Annotated in this window: 17 protein-coding genes; 10 read left to right on the top strand and 7 right to left on the bottom strand. The window is 70.7% G+C overall.

Annotated features, from left to right (window positions below; genetic code table 11):
* The first annotated feature begins 66 nt into the window (after window positions 1-66).
* The 6 genes from DEJ47_RS08000 to DEJ47_RS07975 all read left to right on the top strand — a co-directional run bounded on the left by DEJ47_RS08000 (window position 67) and on the right by DEJ47_RS07975 (window position 6,072).
* Window positions 67-864 (top strand): acetoacetate decarboxylase family protein, encoded by a 798-nt coding sequence (locus DEJ47_RS08000; RefSeq protein WP_150166317.1) that lies wholly within the window; start codon window positions 67-69, stop codon window positions 862-864.
* Window position 865: 1 nt separating this feature from the next.
* Window positions 866-1,750: an SDR family NAD(P)-dependent oxidoreductase gene (locus DEJ47_RS07995; RefSeq protein ID WP_150166315.1), complete on the top strand. Its 885-nt coding sequence runs from the start codon at window positions 866-868 to the stop codon at window positions 1,748-1,750.
* 14 nt (window positions 1,751-1,764) lie between these two features.
* The gene (locus DEJ47_RS07990; RefSeq protein ID WP_150166313.1) at window positions 1,765-3,054 is read left to right on the top strand and encodes an amidohydrolase family protein; all 1,290 of its coding nucleotides are present in this window, start codon (window positions 1,765-1,767) and stop codon (window positions 3,052-3,054) included.
* Window positions 3,051-4,295: an amidohydrolase family protein gene (locus tag DEJ47_RS07985; RefSeq protein WP_150166311.1), complete on the top strand. Its 1,245-nt coding sequence runs from the start codon at window positions 3,051-3,053 to the stop codon at window positions 4,293-4,295. The genes DEJ47_RS07990 and DEJ47_RS07985 overlap by 4 nt, the downstream gene beginning before the upstream one ends.
* Before the next feature lie 146 nt (window positions 4,296-4,441).
* Window positions 4,442-5,356 carry a sterol desaturase family protein gene (locus DEJ47_RS07980; RefSeq protein ID WP_150166309.1) on the top strand — a complete coding sequence of 305 codons (915 nt, stop codon included), beginning with the start codon at window positions 4,442-4,444 and terminating at the stop codon, window positions 5,354-5,356.
* A complete protein-coding gene (locus tag DEJ47_RS07975; RefSeq protein WP_150166307.1) occupies window positions 5,353-6,072 on the top strand; it encodes a lysoplasmalogenase in 720 nt (239 codons plus the stop codon). Before DEJ47_RS07980 ends, DEJ47_RS07975 begins: the two co-directional genes overlap by 4 nt.
* Here DEJ47_RS07975 and DEJ47_RS07970 read toward each other — a convergent pair.
* From DEJ47_RS07970 to DEJ47_RS07955, 4 genes are all read right to left on the bottom strand, one after another.
* The gene (locus DEJ47_RS07970) at window positions 5,979-6,941 is read right to left on the bottom strand and encodes a CopD family protein (protein ID WP_150175494.1); all 963 of its coding nucleotides are present in this window, start codon (window positions 6,939-6,941) and stop codon (window positions 5,979-5,981) included. The genes DEJ47_RS07975 and DEJ47_RS07970 overlap by 94 nt on opposite strands.
* A 214-nt stretch (window positions 6,942-7,155) precedes the next feature.
* Complete coding sequence (locus tag DEJ47_RS07965) at window positions 7,156-7,698, bottom strand: hypothetical protein (RefSeq protein ID WP_150166305.1); 543 nt, start codon at window positions 7,696-7,698, stop codon at window positions 7,156-7,158.
* A gap of 82 nt (window positions 7,699-7,780) precedes the next feature.
* Window positions 7,781-9,358, bottom strand: a complete 1,578-nt coding sequence (locus DEJ47_RS07960) for a S8 family serine peptidase (RefSeq protein ID WP_223828269.1) — start codon at window positions 9,356-9,358, stop codon at window positions 7,781-7,783.
* Between the two features lie 14 nt (window positions 9,359-9,372).
* On the bottom strand, window positions 9,373-10,917 hold the full coding sequence (locus DEJ47_RS07955; protein ID WP_150166303.1) for a S8 family serine peptidase: 1,545 nt from the start codon (window positions 10,915-10,917) through the stop codon (window positions 9,373-9,375).
* A 349-nt stretch (window positions 10,918-11,266) separates the two neighbouring features.
* Between DEJ47_RS07955 and DEJ47_RS07950 the strand changes: the two genes are divergently transcribed.
* From DEJ47_RS07950 to moaA, 3 genes are all read left to right on the top strand, one after another.
* Window positions 11,267-11,686 carry a DUF485 domain-containing protein gene (locus tag DEJ47_RS07950; protein WP_150166301.1) on the top strand — a complete coding sequence of 140 codons (420 nt, stop codon included), beginning with the start codon at window positions 11,267-11,269 and terminating at the stop codon, window positions 11,684-11,686.
* Complete coding sequence (locus DEJ47_RS07945) at window positions 11,683-13,320, top strand: cation acetate symporter (RefSeq protein WP_150166299.1); 1,638 nt, start codon at window positions 11,683-11,685, stop codon at window positions 13,318-13,320. Before DEJ47_RS07950 ends, DEJ47_RS07945 begins: the two co-directional genes overlap by 4 nt.
* A gap of 158 nt (window positions 13,321-13,478) precedes the next feature.
* Window positions 13,479-14,486: a GTP 3',8-cyclase MoaA gene (gene moaA / locus DEJ47_RS07940; RefSeq protein WP_223828268.1), complete on the top strand. Its 1,008-nt coding sequence runs from the start codon at window positions 13,479-13,481 to the stop codon at window positions 14,484-14,486.
* Here the strand turns inward: moaA and DEJ47_RS07935 are convergent.
* Both DEJ47_RS07935 and DEJ47_RS07930 read right to left on the bottom strand, forming a co-directional pair.
* Entirely contained in the window at window positions 14,483-14,713 is a 231-nt protein-coding gene (locus DEJ47_RS07935; RefSeq protein ID WP_223828267.1) for a hypothetical protein, read from the bottom strand. The genes moaA and DEJ47_RS07935 overlap by 4 nt on opposite strands.
* A gap of 189 nt (window positions 14,714-14,902) precedes the next feature.
* Window positions 14,903-15,289 (bottom strand): DUF3099 domain-containing protein, encoded by a 387-nt coding sequence (locus tag DEJ47_RS07930; RefSeq protein ID WP_150166294.1) that lies wholly within the window; start codon window positions 15,287-15,289, stop codon window positions 14,903-14,905.
* Window positions 15,290-15,514: 225 nt separating this feature from the next.
* Between DEJ47_RS07930 and DEJ47_RS07925 the strand changes: the two genes are divergently transcribed.
* Window positions 15,515-15,790 carry a GlsB/YeaQ/YmgE family stress response membrane protein gene (locus tag DEJ47_RS07925; RefSeq protein WP_150166292.1) on the top strand — a complete coding sequence of 92 codons (276 nt, stop codon included), beginning with the start codon at window positions 15,515-15,517 and terminating at the stop codon, window positions 15,788-15,790.
* Window positions 15,791-15,855: 65 nt separating this feature from the next.
* Here the strand turns inward: DEJ47_RS07925 and tyrS are convergent, their stop codons facing one another.
* Window positions 15,856-17,121 carry a tyrosine--tRNA ligase gene (gene tyrS, locus DEJ47_RS07920; RefSeq protein WP_150166290.1) on the bottom strand — a complete coding sequence of 422 codons (1,266 nt, stop codon included), beginning with the start codon at window positions 17,119-17,121 and terminating at the stop codon, window positions 15,856-15,858.
* Window positions 17,122-17,126 lie beyond the last annotated feature (5 nt).

Genomic DNA, 17,126 nt, shown 5'->3' with positions numbered 1-17,126 from the left:
TGTTACAGACCCACCGCAAGTCCCGCCCGCGGTCCCCCGGTCCGCGCCGACGAAGGGTGGTACGACATGGCACGTATTCGCTACGGAGCACGTGACGAGGCGGAGATCGCCGCCGCGCGCGCCGCGGGTTCCAGGCTCCCCGACATCTGGTCCACGGGTGTCGTGGCCGTCTGGGAAAGCGATCCGGACGTGGTCGCCGCGGTCCTCCCGCCGCCGCTGAAGCCCACCGGACGCCCGCTGGTGCGGGCGAACATCAGCAAGGTCGACCTGCCGGGCTATCCGCTGGGCGCGGGCTCGGTCGCCGTCGCCGCCGAGCACGGGGGAGTGGCGGGCTGGTATCCGCTGGTGATGCCGATGACCCACGAGCGTGCCCTCATCGGCGGGCGCGAGGTGTTCGGGGAGCCGAAGAAGCTCGGCGAGGTGGAGGTCGAGCGGGACGGCCTGGTGGTACGGGCCCGTCTCGCCCGGCACGGCATCGCCTTCGTGGAGGTGCGGGGCGCGGTCAGCGGCGACCTGCCGCTGCCCGAGCCGACGCGGAAGACCGACTTCTACTTCAAGTTCCTTCCCGCGGTGGACGGTTCGGGTTTCGAGGCGGACCCCGTGCTCGTGCACTGCGTACGGAACGAGAAGGTCCGCAAGCTGGAGGCCGTCACCGGCGACGTGGTGCTGCGCGAGTCGATGTACGACCCCGTGGCCGACCTGCCGGTGCGCTCCCTCGTCGAGATCACCATCGGCGAGAAGACCACCGACCAGCAGGGCCGCGTCGTCGAGCGCGTCAGCGCCCAGTCCCTGCTGCCCTACATCCACCAGCGCTACGACGACCCGGCGCAGATCCTCGACGGGCCGCCCGAGGGGAGCGTCTGAGATGGAGCTGTGTGCGGGGCAGGTCGCCGTCGTCACGGGCGCGGCGAGCGGCATCGGGCTCGCCATGGCGCGCCGGTTCGCGGCGGACGGGCTGGCGGTGGTCCTCGCCGACGTCGAGACCGGCGCTCTGGAGAAGGCCGCGGCGGAACTGCGCGAGGACGGGGCGACCGTGCACGCGCGCGTGGTCGACGTCGGGGTGCGCGAGCAGGTCTTCGCCCTCGCCGACGAGGCGTACGACAGGTTCGGCGCCGTCCATGTGCTCTGCAACAACGCGGGGGTCGGCTCGGGCGCCGAGGGCCGCATGTGGGAGCACGAGCCGAACGACTGGAAGTGGGCCTTCGAAGTCAATGTCTGGGGCGTCTTCCACGGCATCCAGGCCTTCGTGCCCCGGATGATCGCGGGCGGCGAACCGGGCCACGTCGTCAACACCTCCTCCGGGGACGGCGGCATCGCCCCGCTGCCCACCGCCTCCGTGTACGCGGTCACCAAGGCCGCCGTGGTGACGATGACCGAGTCGCTGTACGCGCATCTGAAGGCGGAGCACGCGCGCGTGGGTGCCTCCGTGCTCTTCCCCGGACCCCACATGCTCCGCACCGGCCTCTGGGAGTCGCACCGCAACCGGCCCGACCGGTACGCCAAGTCCCGCCCCCGCAGGGCCCCTTACCGCAGCCTCGGCCAGTGGGAGGCCGCCATGCGGGAGGCGGGCGAGGAGGTGCGGTTCACGCCCGTCGAGGAGGTCGCGGACTTCGTGGCCGAGGGCATCGCCGCCGGCCGGTTCTGGCTGCTCCCGGCGAGCGAGCACAGCGACCGGCAGATCCGGGCGCGGTCGCAGTCGATGCTCGACCGGTCCGACCCGGCGTACCTGGAACGCTTCATCCTGGACTGAGTGAGGGACGTGCCATGACGGACCAGCGGAACGACCCGTACCTGATCATCTCCTCCGACTGCCACGCCGGACTCCCCACCGAGGAGTACCGGCCCTACCTCGATCGCCGCTTCCATCGCGACTTCGACGCCTTCCTCGGCGAGCGCGGCGCCCGCCGCGAGGAGGCCACCCGCCTGGGCATCCGCAACGACGCCTTCGCCGCCAAGTGGTTCCAGGACAACGAAGAGGGCCTGCGCGGCGGCTGGGACGCCGCACAGCGCCTCAAGGAGCTGGACGGCGACGGGGTGGCCGCCGAGGTCGTCTTCCCCGACGCGGACGCCGTCGACAGCCGCACCGCCGCGCCCTTCGGCGTCGGCCTCGGCCTCTCCGGCGACCAGGACCCCCAGCTCGGCATGGCGGGCGCCCAGGCCCACAACCGGTGGCTGGCCGACTTCGTGTCCGAGCACCCCGAACGGCACTGCGGCGTCGCCCTGTTGCCCATCACCGGGGACGTGGACCGTGTCGTCGCCGAGGTCCACCGCGCCAAGGAGTCGGGGCTCGGTGCGCTGATGATCCCCTCCATGTGGGTCGACAAGGCGCCCTACCACGACCGGCGCTACGACCCGGTGTGGGCGGCGGCGGCCGAGTGCGCGATGCCCGTGGTCACCCACTCCGGAGCGGCGCCCCGCCACGAGTACGGCGACCACCTGGGGATCTACGTCTCCGAAGTGACCTGGTGGCCCGCCCGCCCCCTGTGGTTCATGCTCTGGTCCGGCGTCTTCGAACGCCATCCGGGGCTCAAGTTCGGCGTCGCCGAGTCCGGCTGCTGGTGGCTGCCGAACCTCCTGTGGTTCATGGACCGTCTCTACCTGGGCGCGCACGGCGGCAAGAAGCTCTCCCCGTTCGAGGAGCTGAAGCGGCCCCCGCACGAATACCTGGACCGGCAGATCTTCGTCTGCGCCACCAACACCAAACGGCGCGAGCTCGCCCAGCGGTACGAGATCGGGGTCGACAACATCCTGTGGGGCAGCGACTTCCCGCACCCCGAGGGCACCTGGCCCGACACGCGCGCGTGGCTGCGCAAGACCTTCCACGACATCCCCGTGGCGGAGACCCGCCGCATGCTGGGCCTCGCCGCCGCCGAGGTCTTCGGCTTCGACACGGCGGCACTCGCGCCGCTGGCCCGCCGCATCGGCCCGACCCCCGCCGACCTCGGCCAGGACGCCGACCAGACGTCCGCCGAGGCTTCCTGGGCCCGCTCGCGCGAGGTGGGCCGCCACTGGCTGACCGACCACGACTTCCCGACGCTGGGGGTGACCCGATGACCGGGGACCGCTACACCGTCATCTCCGCGGACTGCCACGCGGGCGCCGATCTCCTCGACTACCGGCCGTACCTGGAGTCGCGCCACCACGACGCGTTCGACGCGTGGGCGGCCACGTACGTCAACCCGTACGAGGACCTCCTCGCCGACACCGCCGACCGCAACTGGAACTCCGACCGCCGCATCGCCGAGCTCGAGGCGGACGGCATCGTCGCCGAGGTCGTCTTCCCCAACACCATCCCGCCGTTCTTCCCCTCGGCGTCCCTCATGGCACCGGCGCCGACCCGCGAGGAGTTCGAGCAGCGCTGGGCCGGGCTGCGCGCCCACAACCGCTGGCTCGCGGACTTCTGCGCCGCCGCGCCGGGCCGCAGGGCGGGCGTCTTCCAGATCCTCCTCAACGACGTCGACCGGGCCGTCGAGGAGATCCACCGCTCCGTGGAGGCGGGCCTGACGGGCGGCCTCATGCTGCCCGGCACCCCACCGGGCTCAGGCCTGCCCGAGCTCCACTCGTCGGCGTACGACCCCATCTGGGCGGCCTGCGCCGACCTCGGCGTGCCCGTCAACCACCACGCGGGCTCGGCGTCCCCGCCGCTCGGCGAGGAACCGGCCGCCCGCGCGGTGTTCATGGTGGAGACGACGTGGTTCTCCCACCGGGCGCTGTGGCACCTCGCGTTCGGCGGGGCCTTCCGCCGCCACCCCGACCTCAGACTGGTCCTCACCGAACAGGGCTCGGGCTGGATCCCGGGCGTGCTCGACATGCTGGACTACTACCACGGACGGCTCGTCGCGGCGGCGCGGCGCTCGGGCGCGGACGCGGCGGAGACCGCCGAGTCGAAGTTCGGCGCGGGCCTCGCCGACGCCATGGGCAAGGGTCCCTCCGAGGTATGGCGCGACAACTGCTTCGTCGGCGCGAGCTTCATGCGCCCCCACGAGGCGGCCCTGCGCGACCGCATCGGCCTCGACAAGATCATGTGGGGCAGCGACTACCCGCACGACGAGGGAACGTACCCCTACTCGCGCGAAGGCCTGCGCGTCGCCTACGCCGGCCTCCCCAGGGACGAGATCGCCGCCATGGTCGGCGGCAACGCGGCCCGCGTCTACGGCTTCGACCTGGAACGGCTCGGAGAGATCGCCGCGCGCGTGGGGCCAACAGTCGGAGAACTGGACGAACCCTTGAAGGAGCCGCCCGCCGACGCGACGAGTCCGGTGTTCGCGGCGGGAGGGGCGGTACGGGTCTGGTGAGCGGGCGAGCAGGGGGGCCGGGAGCCCCCCTGCGGTTTGAAACCGGATCTTTGGCGAGGATCACCAACATCCATACCCGTACCGCCGGTAATACTTGTCGGTAACAACCCCTAGTCGTGGGCGAATAGCCGTTCTACGGTGCCTGCATGTCCCCGAACCTGCCCGATGTCGTGCTGTGGTCCATCCCGGCCTTCGTGCTGCTCACCGTCGTCGAGATCGTGAGCCACCGGATCCATCCCGACGAGGATGCCGCGGGGTACGAGACCAAGGACGCCGCGACCAGCATCACCATGGGGCTCGGCAGCCTCGTCTTCGACTTCCTGTGGAAGATCCCCATCGTCGCGGTCTACTCGGGCGTCTACGCGCTGACGCCGCTGCGCGTGCCCGTCCTGTGGTGGACGATCCCCCTGATGCTCCTCGCGCAGGACTTCTTCTACTACTGGTCGCACCGCGGCCACCACGTCATCCGTGTCCTGTGGGCCTGCCACGTGGTGCACCACTCCAGCGAGAAGTTCAACTTCACCACCGCGCTCCGCCAGCCCTGGACGAGCCTGACCGTGTGGCCCTTCTACCTGCCGCTGATCGCCTGCGGCGTCCACCCGGCGGCGCTCGCGTTCTGCTCGTCGGCCAACCTCGTCTACCAGTTCTGGATCCACACCGAGCGCATCGGGAAGCTCCCCCGCCCCATCGAGTACGTCTTCAACACGCCCTCGCACCACCGCGTGCACCACGCGTCCCAGGGCGGCTACCTCGACCGCAACTTCGGCGGCATCCTCATCGTCTGGGACCGCGTGTTCGGCTCCTGGGTCGCCGAGACCGACCGCCCCGTGTACGGCCTCACGAAGAACATCCACACGTACAACCCGCTGCGCGTGGCGACCCACGAGTACGCCGCCATCGCCAGGGACCTGAAGGCGGCGACCGGCTGGCGCGAACGGGCGGGACGCGTCTTCCGCGGCCCCGGCTGGCAGCCGGCGCCCGCCGAAGTACCGGCAGCCCCCGAGGCGGCCCCGGCCGCCCTGCCCGCCTCCGACACCCCCGTCCCGGAGCGCGCCGCGTGACGCGAAGGCCCGCCCCGCGGACGGTCCTCGGCGCCTTCGGCGTCGCCGCGCTCGGCGACCTCCTCGCGCTCCTCGCGGACTTCGGGCCCGGCCACGCCGTCTGCAAGCCGCTGCTCATGCCGCTCCTCGCGGCGTACGTCGCCCTGCGGAACGGGCCCCGGCTGCTGATCGCCGCCCTCCTCTTCGGGTGGGGCGGCGACACCTTCCTGCTCTTCGACGCCGAGCCCGCCTTCCTCGCGGGGATGGGCTCCTTCGCCGCCGGGCACGTCTGCTACCTCGTGCTCTTCAGGCGGTACGGGACACGGGCCCCACGCGCGCGTGGAGCCGGACTCGTCGCCGCGTACGCCCTCGCGCTCATCGGTACCGTCGCGCTGCTCTGGCCCGACCTGCCCGCCGACATGCGGGGGCCCGTCGCGGGCTACAGCCTGCTGCTCACCGCCATGGCGTTCGGCGCCACCGCGCTCGGTCCCGCGGCGGCCGCGGGAGGGGCGCTCTTCCTGCTCTCGGACACCCTCATCGCGACCGGCGTGGCCGAGTGGCCCCAGCTGCCCCGGCCCGACTTCGCGATCATGCTCACGTACATCGCGGCCCAGTTCCTGCTCGCCGAAGGGGTTCTGACCGCTCACCAGCGAATCGGTACCGGCACCGCGGTGAGCAGCGCCGAGAGGACGACCACGACCCCCAGTGCGACCACCTCCCCGCGCGCGGGAACGTAGGCCGATGCGCGGTCCCCGGCGCCGCGCAGCCGACGACGGGCCAGCGCCGCGAGCACCGCGACGACCAGGACGAGCAGCACCTTGGCGAGCAGAGTGCGGCCGTAGGCCGTCCCGGTGAGCTGGTCGACGACCGTGTCCGCGGGCATCCGGCGCAGCGTGCTGCACACCCCGGTCACGGTGATCGCGGCGAACAGGACGGCGGCCACGCGCGCGTAGAGCCCCAGTACCGCGACGGCCTGCTCCGGAGAGGACGTCCGCCAGCGGCACAGGACGCGCAGGACGTGCAGCAGTCCGCCCGCCCACAGCGCGCCGCAGGTGAGGTGGACGAGCGTGAGGCCGCTGCCCAGCAGAGGGGAGTCCTCCACCGGGGGGTGGGCCCGCAACGCCTCCGCGACGATCACCGCGGCCAGCGGGAGTGCCGCGCCTGCCGGGCGCCGGGAGCGTGCCAACAGCGCGGCCACGACGAACGCGTTGACCTCCAGGAGGGCGAGACGCCCGTCCCGGGTGTCGTACAGCCGCCCGATGTCCAGGTCCGAGAGCTCCCGCGGGACCAGGTTCCCGTTCGCCACGACGGTCGCGAGCCCCAGCGCCGCGACGCACCCCGCCCACGCGGCGTACGCCGACCAGCTGCCCGGCACCCGGTCGAGCGGCGCCCCCGGGACCCGGCGCACGAGCCGCACGGCGAACACCTCGCCCAACTGCACGCACAGGGCGGAGAACAGGACCGCCCGCAGGAACGTGATCCCGCCGGTGCCGGGCGCGCGGGCCTCGCCGGTGTCGTGCAGCGCCGCCGAAGGGCCGAGCAGGGAGACCAGCGCGGCGACGGCCACGAGGACGAGCACGGCCACGGCCCGGCCGACGGAGGGCATGGGGCGCGGTGCGCGGTGCGAGACGGGGGCGGCGGCAGTGGCAGGGGCCGGTATGCCGGTCGCGGCATCGCCTCCGGGCTCGACGGACGGTCCTGTGGAGCTCACCACATGATCTTCACCAGGGCTTCAGGCGGCGGGCAAGTCCTGGGGGACAACCGGTGCAAAGCCGTTCCGATCGGACCAGGTCACTCATTTCTGTCGAGTCACCCACTCCTCACGTGCTCGCCGACCACCACAGCCTGACCGATCTCTCCGGCTCGGAGGGCCGCAGCTCCCACCCCCGGGCGGTCGCCACCTGGACGACGTAGTGCCCGCCGCACCCGCGGTAGGCGCGCCGCGGGATCTCGCACTCGGAGGGCGGCAGCGGCTTCTTGGGCCGCCGCGGAGCCGATGCCTTGGCCGTCCACGCGGCGACGAGCTTGTCGACCCTCGCGCGGTAGTGCGCGGTGTCCCCCTCGTACCGCATCTCGGACCAGAGCACGCACCAGCGGGGCAGCGTGAAGACGCGGCCGAGCGCTTTGTCCATGAACCGGTCGAAGGCCTTGTCGTACGACGAGCTCACCGCCGTGATCACCTCGGTGGCCAGGCCGATGGCGAGAGTGCCGAGGAAGATCGCGGCCCCCAGGACGACCCAGAACGGCAGGAACAGCACCGTCGCGACGAACCGGGCCACCAGCTGCCACCGGGGGCGGGTGGGCCACGCGACCCAGTGCTCCGTGCCGGCGACGACGAACTCGGAGTTCTTGTACTCGTACATGACACGCGATCCTCTCGTGGGCCGACGGGAAAGGGCCGGGCGGCCCCCAAGCCGCCCGGCCCCACCTCACCGCGTTCCGGCGCTACTTGCGCACGGCGTCCAGCGCGTCGGCCATGCCCACGCCGTAGAAGCCGTTCTTGTTCCGGCCGCCCTCGCAGACCGCGTCGACCTTGCCGTCGGCGTCGTAGTCGTACGGCTTCGTGCAGGCCATCGCGTCCGCCTGGCGGTAGAGCAGCGCCTTGATGCGCGCCGCCGAGGCGTGCGGATGCGTCGACTTCAGCAGCGCGGCCACACCCGCCGCGTGCGGCGATGCCATCGACGTACCGGCCTTGTAGCCGAACTTGCCGCCGGGCAGCGTCGACAGGATGCGGCCGTCGACGGCCGGCGCGTTCGGCGCCTGGTACTTCGTGGAGTCGCCGCCGGGAGCCGCGATGTCCACGACGCCGTTGCCGTAGTTCGAGTAAGACGACTTGATGCCCTTCGCACCGGTCGCCGAGACCGTCACGACACCGGGCAGCTGCGACGGAAGGTCGAGGCAGTCCTTGGTCTTGATGACCCGCGGCACCGGAGTCGTGTCGTCGGGGCTCGACTCGTCGAGGATCTCGTCCTGGGCGAGGTCGGTCTTCGCGTTGCCCGCGGCCGCGACGTTCACCGCGCCCTTGCGCTCCGCGTACTTCGAGGCCCGCCCGACCGCGTCGACCAGCGCCTTCTGGTCGGCGTCGGTCTTGCAGTTGAACAGCCACGGGTCGGTGTAGTAGCTGTTGTTGGTGACGTCGACGCCGTGGTCGGCCGCCCACATGAAGCCGCAGACCACGGCCTCCGTGTAGTACATGCCGGTCGCCGGCTCGGCCACCTTCAGGCTCGCGACCTTCACGCCGGGCGCGACACCGGTGACGCCGGTGCCGTTCTTCGCGGCGGCGATGGTGCCCGCCACGTGCATGCCGTGGTCGCTTTCCCCGGCCACCGGACGCCACGCGTCGCCCTTCTGGACGGGCACGCCGCCCAGACAGCTCGCGGACGCCTCACGGTCGAAGTTCGGCGCGATGTCGGGGTGCGTGTCGTCGACCCCCGAGTCGAGCACGCCGACCGTGACCTTGCTGCTGCCGAGCGAGACCTTGTGTGCCTTGTCCGCCTTCATGGCGGGCAGGTCCCACTGCAGCGGCTCCAGCTCGTCCTGACCGGCCGACGCCTTGCCGGCCGCGGCCTTCGCCTCCTGGGCGGTCAGCGGCCGCTCCGACTCCAGGGCGTCGTCGGCCTGCGCGGACAGCGGCGCCGTCCGTGTCGCGCCCGCCGAGTCGACGCCCTTGACCTTGCGGATCGTCTTCGCGAAGTCGGGGTTCGCCGAGTGGACGACGATGACGCCGATCTTGTCGTACGCGATGACGACATCGCCGCCCGCCTTGGCGATGGCCTTCTTCGCGCGCTCCGCGCTCCCCTTGCCGGGGCGGACGTTGACGACGTAGCTCATCGACGCGGCGTCCGCGGTCGGCAACCCCAGGGCCTGCGACACCGAGGCCGGAGTGTCCGGGACCGCAGCGGGCCGGGCCGAGGCCGTGCCCGGCAGGAAGGCGACGGCCGAGACCAGCGCGACGCCGAGGGGCAGGGCCAGCGCGCGCCGGGAGCGCAGGAAGGCCGTGGCCGATATGTGGGACTTGTGCACGTTCTCTCTCCCCGTCACTTCTTCTTCACGGCGTCGAGCGCGTCGACGAGACCACTGCCGTAGAAGCTGTTGTCGTTCCTGCCGCTCTGGCAGACCGCATCGGCGTCGCCGTCACCGTCGGGGTCGTACGGACCCGCCGGGCACTCGAGCCGGTCGGCCTGCTTCTTCAGGAGCCGCTGCACCTCGGCCGGGCTCGCCTCGGGGTGCGTGGACTTGATCAGCGCGGCGACGCCCGAGGCGTGCGGCGCGGCCATCGAGGTGCCCTGCAGCCAGCCGTACTCGCCGCCCGGCATGGTGGAGAGGATGCGGCCGTTCTTCGACGGGGTGTCCGCCGGGACCTGCCACTTGTCGCCGCCCGGGGCGGCGATGTCGACGACACCCTTGCCGTAGCTGGAGTAGATCGACTTCAGGTCCTTCACGCCCGTCGCGCTGGTGGTGACGACGCCCGGGAGCTGGGTCGGCACGTCGAGGCACTCGTGCGGGTCGATCGTGCGGGTCACCGGGGTGGAGTCGTCCGGGCTGGAGTCGTCGACGATCGCGTCGGAGTCCAGGTCGTGGTTGGAGTTGCCCGCGGAGGCGACGTGCAGGGTGCCCTTCTTCTGCCCGTACAGCTGCGCGCGGTTGACCGCGTCGAGGATCGCCCTCTGGTCCGGGTCGTCCTTGCAGTTGTACAGCCACGGGTCCACGTAGTAGCTGTTGTTGGTGATCTCGACGCCGTGCTCGGCGGCGAACACGAAGGCACAGACCACGTTCTCCGGGTAGAACAGCTCGTCGACCGGGTCGGCGACCCTGATGGCGGAGATCTTCACGCCGGGTGCCACGCCCGCGACGCCGACGCCGTTGCGCGCGGCGGCGATCTCACCGGCGACGTGCGTGCCGTGGTAGCTGTCCTTCGACGACGGGCGCCAGGCACCCGCGGAGGTGTCCGCCTTGCCGCCGACGCAGCTCGCCGACTGCGACGGCGAGAAGTTGGCCGCGAGGTCGGGGTGGGTGTCGTCGACGCCGGTGTCGATCACGGCGACGGTGACCTTCTTGCTGCCCGGGTTGATCTTCGCGGCCTTGTCGGCGTCTATCGCGCGCAGATCCCACTGGTCGGCCTCCATCGGCTCGGCGCCGGGGGCGGCGCTCCGCTTCAGGGCCTTGGCCTCGGACTTGGAGAGCAGCTTCGCCTTGCCGTCCTCCGTGGTGCCGGCGGCCTTCAGAGGCGAGGTGTGGGTCGCGCCCGCGGACTGGACACCGCGGACCTTGCGTATCTGCTCGCCGAACTGCGGGTTCGACGAGTGCGCGACGATGACGCCGATCTTCTCGTGCGTGACGACGACCGAGCCGCCGGCCCTGGCGATCGCCTTCTTGACGTACGCGAGCGTCTTGCGGTCGGTACGGGTGTTGACGACGTACGCGAAGACGGGGGCGTCCTCCGCGGCCTTCGCCGACACCGGGGCGGGCGACTCGTTCGGGGCCGCTGTCGCGGCGCCGGGCACGAAACCGACCGAGGCGGCGAGCGCGAGGCCGAGCGGCACGATCAGTGCCGTACGACGTCTGGAACGCAGATGAGCCATGGGATCTCCACATCATCCGGAGACGGAACCGCACGCGGAATCGCATACGGAACTGCCCGAACACGACTGGTGCTCGGGCAGGTACATGACGGGTGGTTCAGGGTGAAGCTAACCCTGAAACCTCCAGGCCAGCAATGACTTGCTGAAGAAATGGGGGAGTTCGACCACGTCGGACGCGCCGCCGGGACGTTGAGCAGACAACGGAAGCAACATCAACCCCCTGTCGGATCACGTCCCATGGCCTTAGCATCGCCATCCGTGGCTCACGTGATCCGCGTCACGCTGAATGAGACCGGAGCCCATGGAACAACTGTCCGTCCCCACCCCACCCGCACCACGAGGAGACTCCGTGGCCACCGACGCACCGCCCCCTTCGAAGGGTGGCGCAGAAAAAGAACCCGCTCCCCACGCGCCCTCCACGGAGGAGTTCGCCGAGGTGCAGGAGAGCGCGGAATTCGGTGAACTGCGCTCCGCGCACCGCTCGTTCGCCTTCCCGCTCACCATCGCCTTCATCGCCTGGTACCTCGTGTACGTCCTGCTCTCCAACTACGCGGGCGAGTTCATGGGCACCAAGCTCTTCGGCAACATCAACGTCGCCCTGGTCCTCGGGCTCGGGCAGTTCCTGACCACGTTCCTCATCGCCTGGTTCTACTCGCGCCACGCCGCCGCGAAGCTCGACCCGAAGGCCGAGGCCATCAGGTCCCGCATGGAACACCGCCCGCAGACGCCGCTGGACGGCCCGCAGACCCGCCTGGAGGGCGACGCATGAGCCTCGCGCACCCCGCCGTCATCGAGCTGGCGGCCGCGTCCGACGCCTCCGAGCACCGGCCGCTCATCATCAGCCTTTTCGCGGCCTTCGTCGTCGCGACCCTCTTCATCACCGTCTGGGCGGGGCGGCAGACCAAGAGCGCCGCCGACTTCTACGCGGGCGGCCGCCAGTTCACCGGCTTCCAGAACGGCCTCGCGATCTCCGGCGACTACATGTCCGCCGCGTCCTTCCTCGGCATCGCGGGCGCCATCGCCCTCTTCGGCTACGACGGATTCCTCTACTCCATCGGCTTCCTGGTCGCCTGGCTCGTGGCGCTCCTCCTGGTCGCCGAACCGCTGCGCAACTCCGGGCGCTACACGATGGGCGACGTCCTCGCGTACCGCATGCGCCAGCGTCCGGTCCGCACCGCTGCCGGCACCTCCACCATCGTCGTGTCGATCTTCTACCTGCTCGCGCAGATGGCGGGCGCGGGCGTCCTCGTCTCGCTGCTGCTGGGCATCACCAGTGACGCCGGAAAGATCCTCATCGTCGCCCTCGTCGGCGTCCTGATGATCGTCTACGTCACCATCGGCGGCATGAAGGGCACCACCTGGGTGCAGATGGTCAAGGCCGTCCTGCTCATCACCGGCACCGTCCTCATCACCTTCCTCATCCTCCTGAAGTTCAACTTCAACGTCTCCGACCTGCTCGGCACGGCCGCCTCCAACAGCGGCAAGGGCTCGGCGTTCCTGGAGCCCGGCCTCAAGTACGGCGTGTCAGGCACCTCGAAGCTGGACTTCATCTCGCTCGGCATCGCGCTGGTCCTCGGCACCGCGGGACTGCCGCACATCCTCATCCGCTTCTACACGGTGCCCACGGCCAAGGCCGCCCGTAAGTCCGTGAACTGGGCGATCGGCATCATCGGCGCCTTCTACCTGATGACGATCGTCCTCGGCTTCGGCGCCGCAGCCCTGCTCAAGCCCGGCGAGATCATCGCCTCCAACAAGGCGGGCAACACGGCGGCACCGCTCGCCGCCCTGGAGATCGGCGGCGGCGGCGACTCGACCGGCGGCGCGATCCTGCTCGCCGTGATCTCCGCGGTAGCCTTCGCCACGATCCTCGCGGTCGTCGCGGGCCTCACCCTCGCCTCGTCGTCCTCGTTCGCGCACGACATCTACGCGAACGTGATCCGCAAGGGCAAGGCCACGGAGAAGGAGGAGATGAAGGCGGCACGCTGGTCGACCGTGTTCATCGGCATCGTCTCCATCGCGCTCGGCGCCCTGGCCCGCGACCTCAACGTGGCGGGCCTGGTCGCCCTCGCCTTCGCCGTCGCGGCCTCCGCCAACCTGCCGACGATCCTCTACAGCCTGTTCTGGAAGAGGTTCACCACGCAGGGTGCCCTCTGGTCCATCTACGGAGGCCTTGTCGCCGCGGTCGGCCTGGTGCTGTTCTCACCGGTCGTCTCCGGCAAGCCGTCGTCGATGTTCCCCGACGCGAACTTCGACTTCTTCCCGCTGGAGAACCCGGGCCTCATCTCCATCCCGCTGGGCTTCCTGCTCGGCTGGCTCGGCTCGCTCCTCTCCAAGGAGGAGCCGGACAAGGGCAAGTACGCGGAGCTGGAGGTCAAGTCCCTCACGGGCGTGGGAGCCCACTGACGGGATCTTGTTCACACGTTCGTAGCGGCCGCGTCGTAGAGTCCTACGACGCGGCCGTACCGTTCCTCGTGGCAAATGGCCCATGGCGTTGTCAGAGGCGTCGCGTAAGGTCGAAAGCAGTGGACCCAGAACATCCAACCGCCGGGGAGGGGGCCGCAGTGCTCATCGACACGTTTGGCCGCGTAGCCACTGACCTGCGCGTATCGCTGACCGACCGCTGCAATCTGCGCTGCACGTACTGCATGCCGGAAGAGGGCCTGCAGTGGCTGGCCAAGCCCGACCTGCTCACGGACGACGAGATCGTCCGCCTCGTCCGGATCGCCGTCACCCACCTGGGCATCCGCGAGGTCCGCTTCACCGGCGGCGAGCCCCTGCTCCGGCCCGGCCTCGTCGGCATCGTCGAGCGCTGCGCCCAGCTGGAGCCCCGCCCCAAGATGTCCCTGACGACGAACGGCATCGGCCTCAAGCGCACGGCGAAGGCCCTCAAGGCCGCCGGCCTGGACCGGGTCAACGTCTCCCTGGACACGCTGCGTCCCGATGTCTTCAAGACGCTCACCCGCCGCGACCGCCACAAGGACGTCCTGGAAGGCCTCGAAGCCGCCCGCGACGCGGGCCTCACCCCGGTGAAGGTCAACACCGTCCTGATGCCGGGCCTGAACGACGACGAGGCCCCCGACCTGCTGGCCTGGGCGGTGGAGAACGACTACGAACTCCGCTTCATCGAGCAGATGCCCCTGGACGCCCAGCACGGCTGGAAGCGCGACGGCATGATCACCGCGGGTGACATCCTGGAGTCCCTGCGCACCCGCTTCGACCTCACCGAGGAGGGCTCCACGGAGCGCGGCTCCGCCCCCGCCGAGCGGTGGATCGTGGACGGCGGCCCGCACCGCGTCGGCGTCATCGCCTCCGTCACCCGCCCGTTCTGCTCGGCCTGCGACCGCACCCGCCTGACGGCCGACGGCCAGGTCCGCACCTGCCTCTTCGCCACCGAGGAGACGGACCTGCGCGCGGCCCTGCGCGCGGCCCCCGAAGACACCGAGGGCGGCTCGGACGAGGCCATCGCAGCCATCTGGAAGCAGGCCATGTGGGGCAAGAAGGCGGGCTCGGGCCTGGACGACCCGACCTTCGCGCAACCGGACCGCCCGATGTCGGCGATCGGCGGCTAGCTCGTGGCGGTGGGCGGCGGGCCCGTCTCCCACTCCTCCAGCGTCACGACGTCCTTCAGGAATCCCCGTACACCCAGGAACTGCGAGAGGTGTTCGCGGTGTTCGTCGCACGCGAGCCACGTCTTGCGGCGGTCCGGGGTGTGGATCTTGGGGTTGTTCCAGGCGAGCACCCAGACCGCGTCGACGCGGCAGCCCTTGGCGGAACAGATCGGGTTTTCGTCACTCACAGGCGCGTCCAAAAAGTGCTTCACACAAGGCGACGCCGAGCAGCCACGGGGGGAGCTGCCCGGCGTCGGTCTGTCGCTCCGACGGGGGATGCGGAGCGCGTACGAAGTATGTCATGGGGGACCCGGCTACTGGCACCGGAACTACATGATTGATCTGAGGTTTTCTTGAGCTTGGCGCAACGTCGACGGTCAGCTCGGTTCGGTCGCCGCGTCGCGCCGCTGGTCGTACGCGGACCCGGGGGGATCTTCCGGGACGGATTCCGCGGTGGCGGCCGCGACGGGCGGCGCCAGCATTGGCCGAGATGGAGCGGGCACGAACGTCGACGGCAGCGAAGGCGGACTCTCCCGGCCGGCGTTGGCGATGACGACGGAGATGTACGGCAGGAGGACACCGAGCACCAGTGCGACGAGCGCGACGTGCCGCTCGACGTTCCAGAGCACCGCGGCGGCCACCACCGACACGGTCCGCACCGACATGGAGATCACATAGCGGCGCTGCCTGCCCCGCACGTCCTCCGCCAGACCCTGCCGGGCCCCGGTGATCCGGAAGACCTGGCCGCTGCTCTGCTTCCGCATCACGTTCCACCGCCCTGTCCGCTGTGCCGGACTCTCCCTGGAATCCGCCCCTGGTCCGACCCGTCCAACGTTACGCCGCGGCTGCGCCGCCTACGAGACCGGGGCAGCCCTCACCTCGGTGCCCCGCCTGCGTCCTGCCACGTATGGAGCCGCCCGACATGCGCCGTATGGCGTACGGGACGAGACTGGCCGTAACGCTCATGTAGAGCCGACGAGGAGGCAGCTATGGGCTGGTTGTGGGCGATCATCGTGGGATTCGTGCTGGGTCTTGTCGCCAAGGCGATTCTGCCCGGCAAGCAGCACAGTCCTCTCTGGCTGACCACGGTGTTCGGCATCATCGGAGCCGTCCTGGGCAACTGGCTCGCGACGCAGTTCGGCATCAATGAGACCAAGGGCATCGACTGGGGCCGGCACGCGCTCCAGCTGGTCGCGGCGCTCGTCGTCGTCGGCCTCGGTGACGCGGCGTACACCATGCTCCGCGGCAACAAACGCAGGGCGTAGCCGCCTCGCACGGGAAGGGGGCCGGTCCACCGGGACCGGCCCCCTTCCCTGCGTACGGGGTGCGGCTACCGCGTGACCTCGACCGCCGCCAGGTTCTTCTTGCCGCGGCGCAGCACCAGCCACCGCCCGTGCAGCAGGTCCTCGCGGGCCGGCACGGCGTCCTCGGCGGCGACCTTCACGTTGTTCACGTAGGCACCACCCTCCTTGACCGTGCGCCGGGCGGCGGACTTGCTCGCCACCAGGCCGACCTCGGCGAGCAGGTCCACGACCGGGCCGAGCTCGGCGACCTCGACGCGCGGCAGCTCCGAGAGGGCCGCGGCCAGCGTCGCCTCGTCCAGGCCGGCCAGCTCGCCCTGCCCGAAGAGCGCCTTGGACGCGGCGATCACCGCGGCGCACTGGTCCGCGCCGTGCACCAGCGTGGTCAGCTCCTCGGCGAGCGCACGCTGCGCGGCACGCGCCTGCGGACGCTCCTCCGTCTGCTTCTCGATCTCCTCCAGCTCCTCGCGGGACTTGAAGGACAGGATCCGCATGTACGTCGAGATGTCCCGGTCGTCCGTGTTCAGCCAGAACTGGTAGAACGCGTACGGCGTCGTCATCGTCGGGTCGAGCCAGACCGCGCCGCCCTCGGACTTGCCGAACTTGGTGCCGTCCGACTTGAGCATCAGCGGCGTGCCGAGCGCGTGGACCGCGGCGTCCGGCTCCAGGCGGTGGATCAGGTCGATGCCCGCCGTGAGGTTGCCCCACTGGTCGCTGCCGCCGGTCTGCAGCGTGCAGCCGTACCGCCGGTAGAGCTCCAGGAAGTCCATGCCCTGCAGCAGCTGGTAGCTGAACTCCGTGTACGAGATGCCTTCCTGCGACTCCAGGCGGCGGGCCACGGAGTCCTTGGTCAGCATCTTGTTCACGCGGAAGTGCTTGCCGATGTCGCGCAGGAACTCGATCGCGGACATGCCCGCGGTCCAGTCCAGGTTGTTCACCATCGTCGCGCCGTTCTCGCCCTCGAAGGACAGGAACGGCTCGATCTGCGAGCGCAGCCGCGCCACCCAGTTAGCGACCGTCTCCGGGTCGTTCAGGGTGCGCTCGGCGGTCGGCCGCGGGTCGCCGATCTGGCCCGTCGCCCCGCCGACCAGCGCCAGCGGGCGATGGCCCGCCTGCTGGAGCCGACGGACGGTGAGGACCTGCACGAGGTGCCCGACGTGCAGGCTCGCCGCGGTCGGGTCGAAGCCGCAATAGAACGTGACGGGACCGTCCGCGAGCGCCTTGCGCAGTGCGTCTTCATCGGTGGACAGGGCGAAAAGCCCCCGCCACTTCAGCTCGTCGACGATGTCCGTCACGGGTC

This window comes from Streptomyces venezuelae, from assembly GCF_008642355.1.
GTDB classification, from domain to species: domain Bacteria; phylum Actinomycetota; class Actinomycetes; order Streptomycetales; family Streptomycetaceae; genus Streptomyces; species Streptomyces venezuelae_B.
This window is presented reverse-complemented; position numbering and strand designations above follow the sequence as displayed.

What these genes read in the sequence shown, in the direction of transcription:
- DEJ47_RS08000 (WP_150166317.1), top strand. Translation starts at nt 67, where the DNA reads ATGGCACGTATTCGCTACGGAGCACGTGACGAGGCGGAGATCGCCGCC.
- DEJ47_RS07970 (WP_150175494.1), bottom strand. Translation starts at nt 6,941, where the DNA reads ATGCCCTCCGTCGGCCGGGCCGTGGCCGTGCTCGTCCTCGTGGCCGTC.
- DEJ47_RS07995 (WP_150166315.1), top strand. Translation starts at nt 866, where the DNA reads ATGGAGCTGTGTGCGGGGCAGGTCGCCGTCGTCACGGGCGCGGCGAGC.
- DEJ47_RS07980 (WP_150166309.1), top strand. Translation starts at nt 4,442, where the DNA reads ATGTCCCCGAACCTGCCCGATGTCGTGCTGTGGTCCATCCCGGCCTTC.
- DEJ47_RS07955 (WP_150166303.1), bottom strand. Translation starts at nt 10,917, where the DNA reads ATGGCTCATCTGCGTTCCAGACGTCGTACGGCACTGATCGTGCCGCTC.
- DEJ47_RS07985 (WP_150166311.1), top strand. Translation starts at nt 3,051, where the DNA reads ATGACCGGGGACCGCTACACCGTCATCTCCGCGGACTGCCACGCGGGC.
- DEJ47_RS07965 (WP_150166305.1), bottom strand. Translation starts at nt 7,698, where the DNA reads ATGTACGAGTACAAGAACTCCGAGTTCGTCGTCGCCGGCACGGAGCAC.
- DEJ47_RS07945 (WP_150166299.1), top strand. Translation starts at nt 11,683, where the DNA reads ATGAGCCTCGCGCACCCCGCCGTCATCGAGCTGGCGGCCGCGTCCGAC.
- DEJ47_RS07990 (WP_150166313.1), top strand. Translation starts at nt 1,765, where the DNA reads ATGACGGACCAGCGGAACGACCCGTACCTGATCATCTCCTCCGACTGC.
- DEJ47_RS07925 (WP_150166292.1), top strand. Translation starts at nt 15,515, where the DNA reads ATGGGCTGGTTGTGGGCGATCATCGTGGGATTCGTGCTGGGTCTTGTC.
- DEJ47_RS07930 (WP_150166294.1), bottom strand. Translation starts at nt 15,289, where the DNA reads ATGCGGAAGCAGAGCAGCGGCCAGGTCTTCCGGATCACCGGGGCCCGG.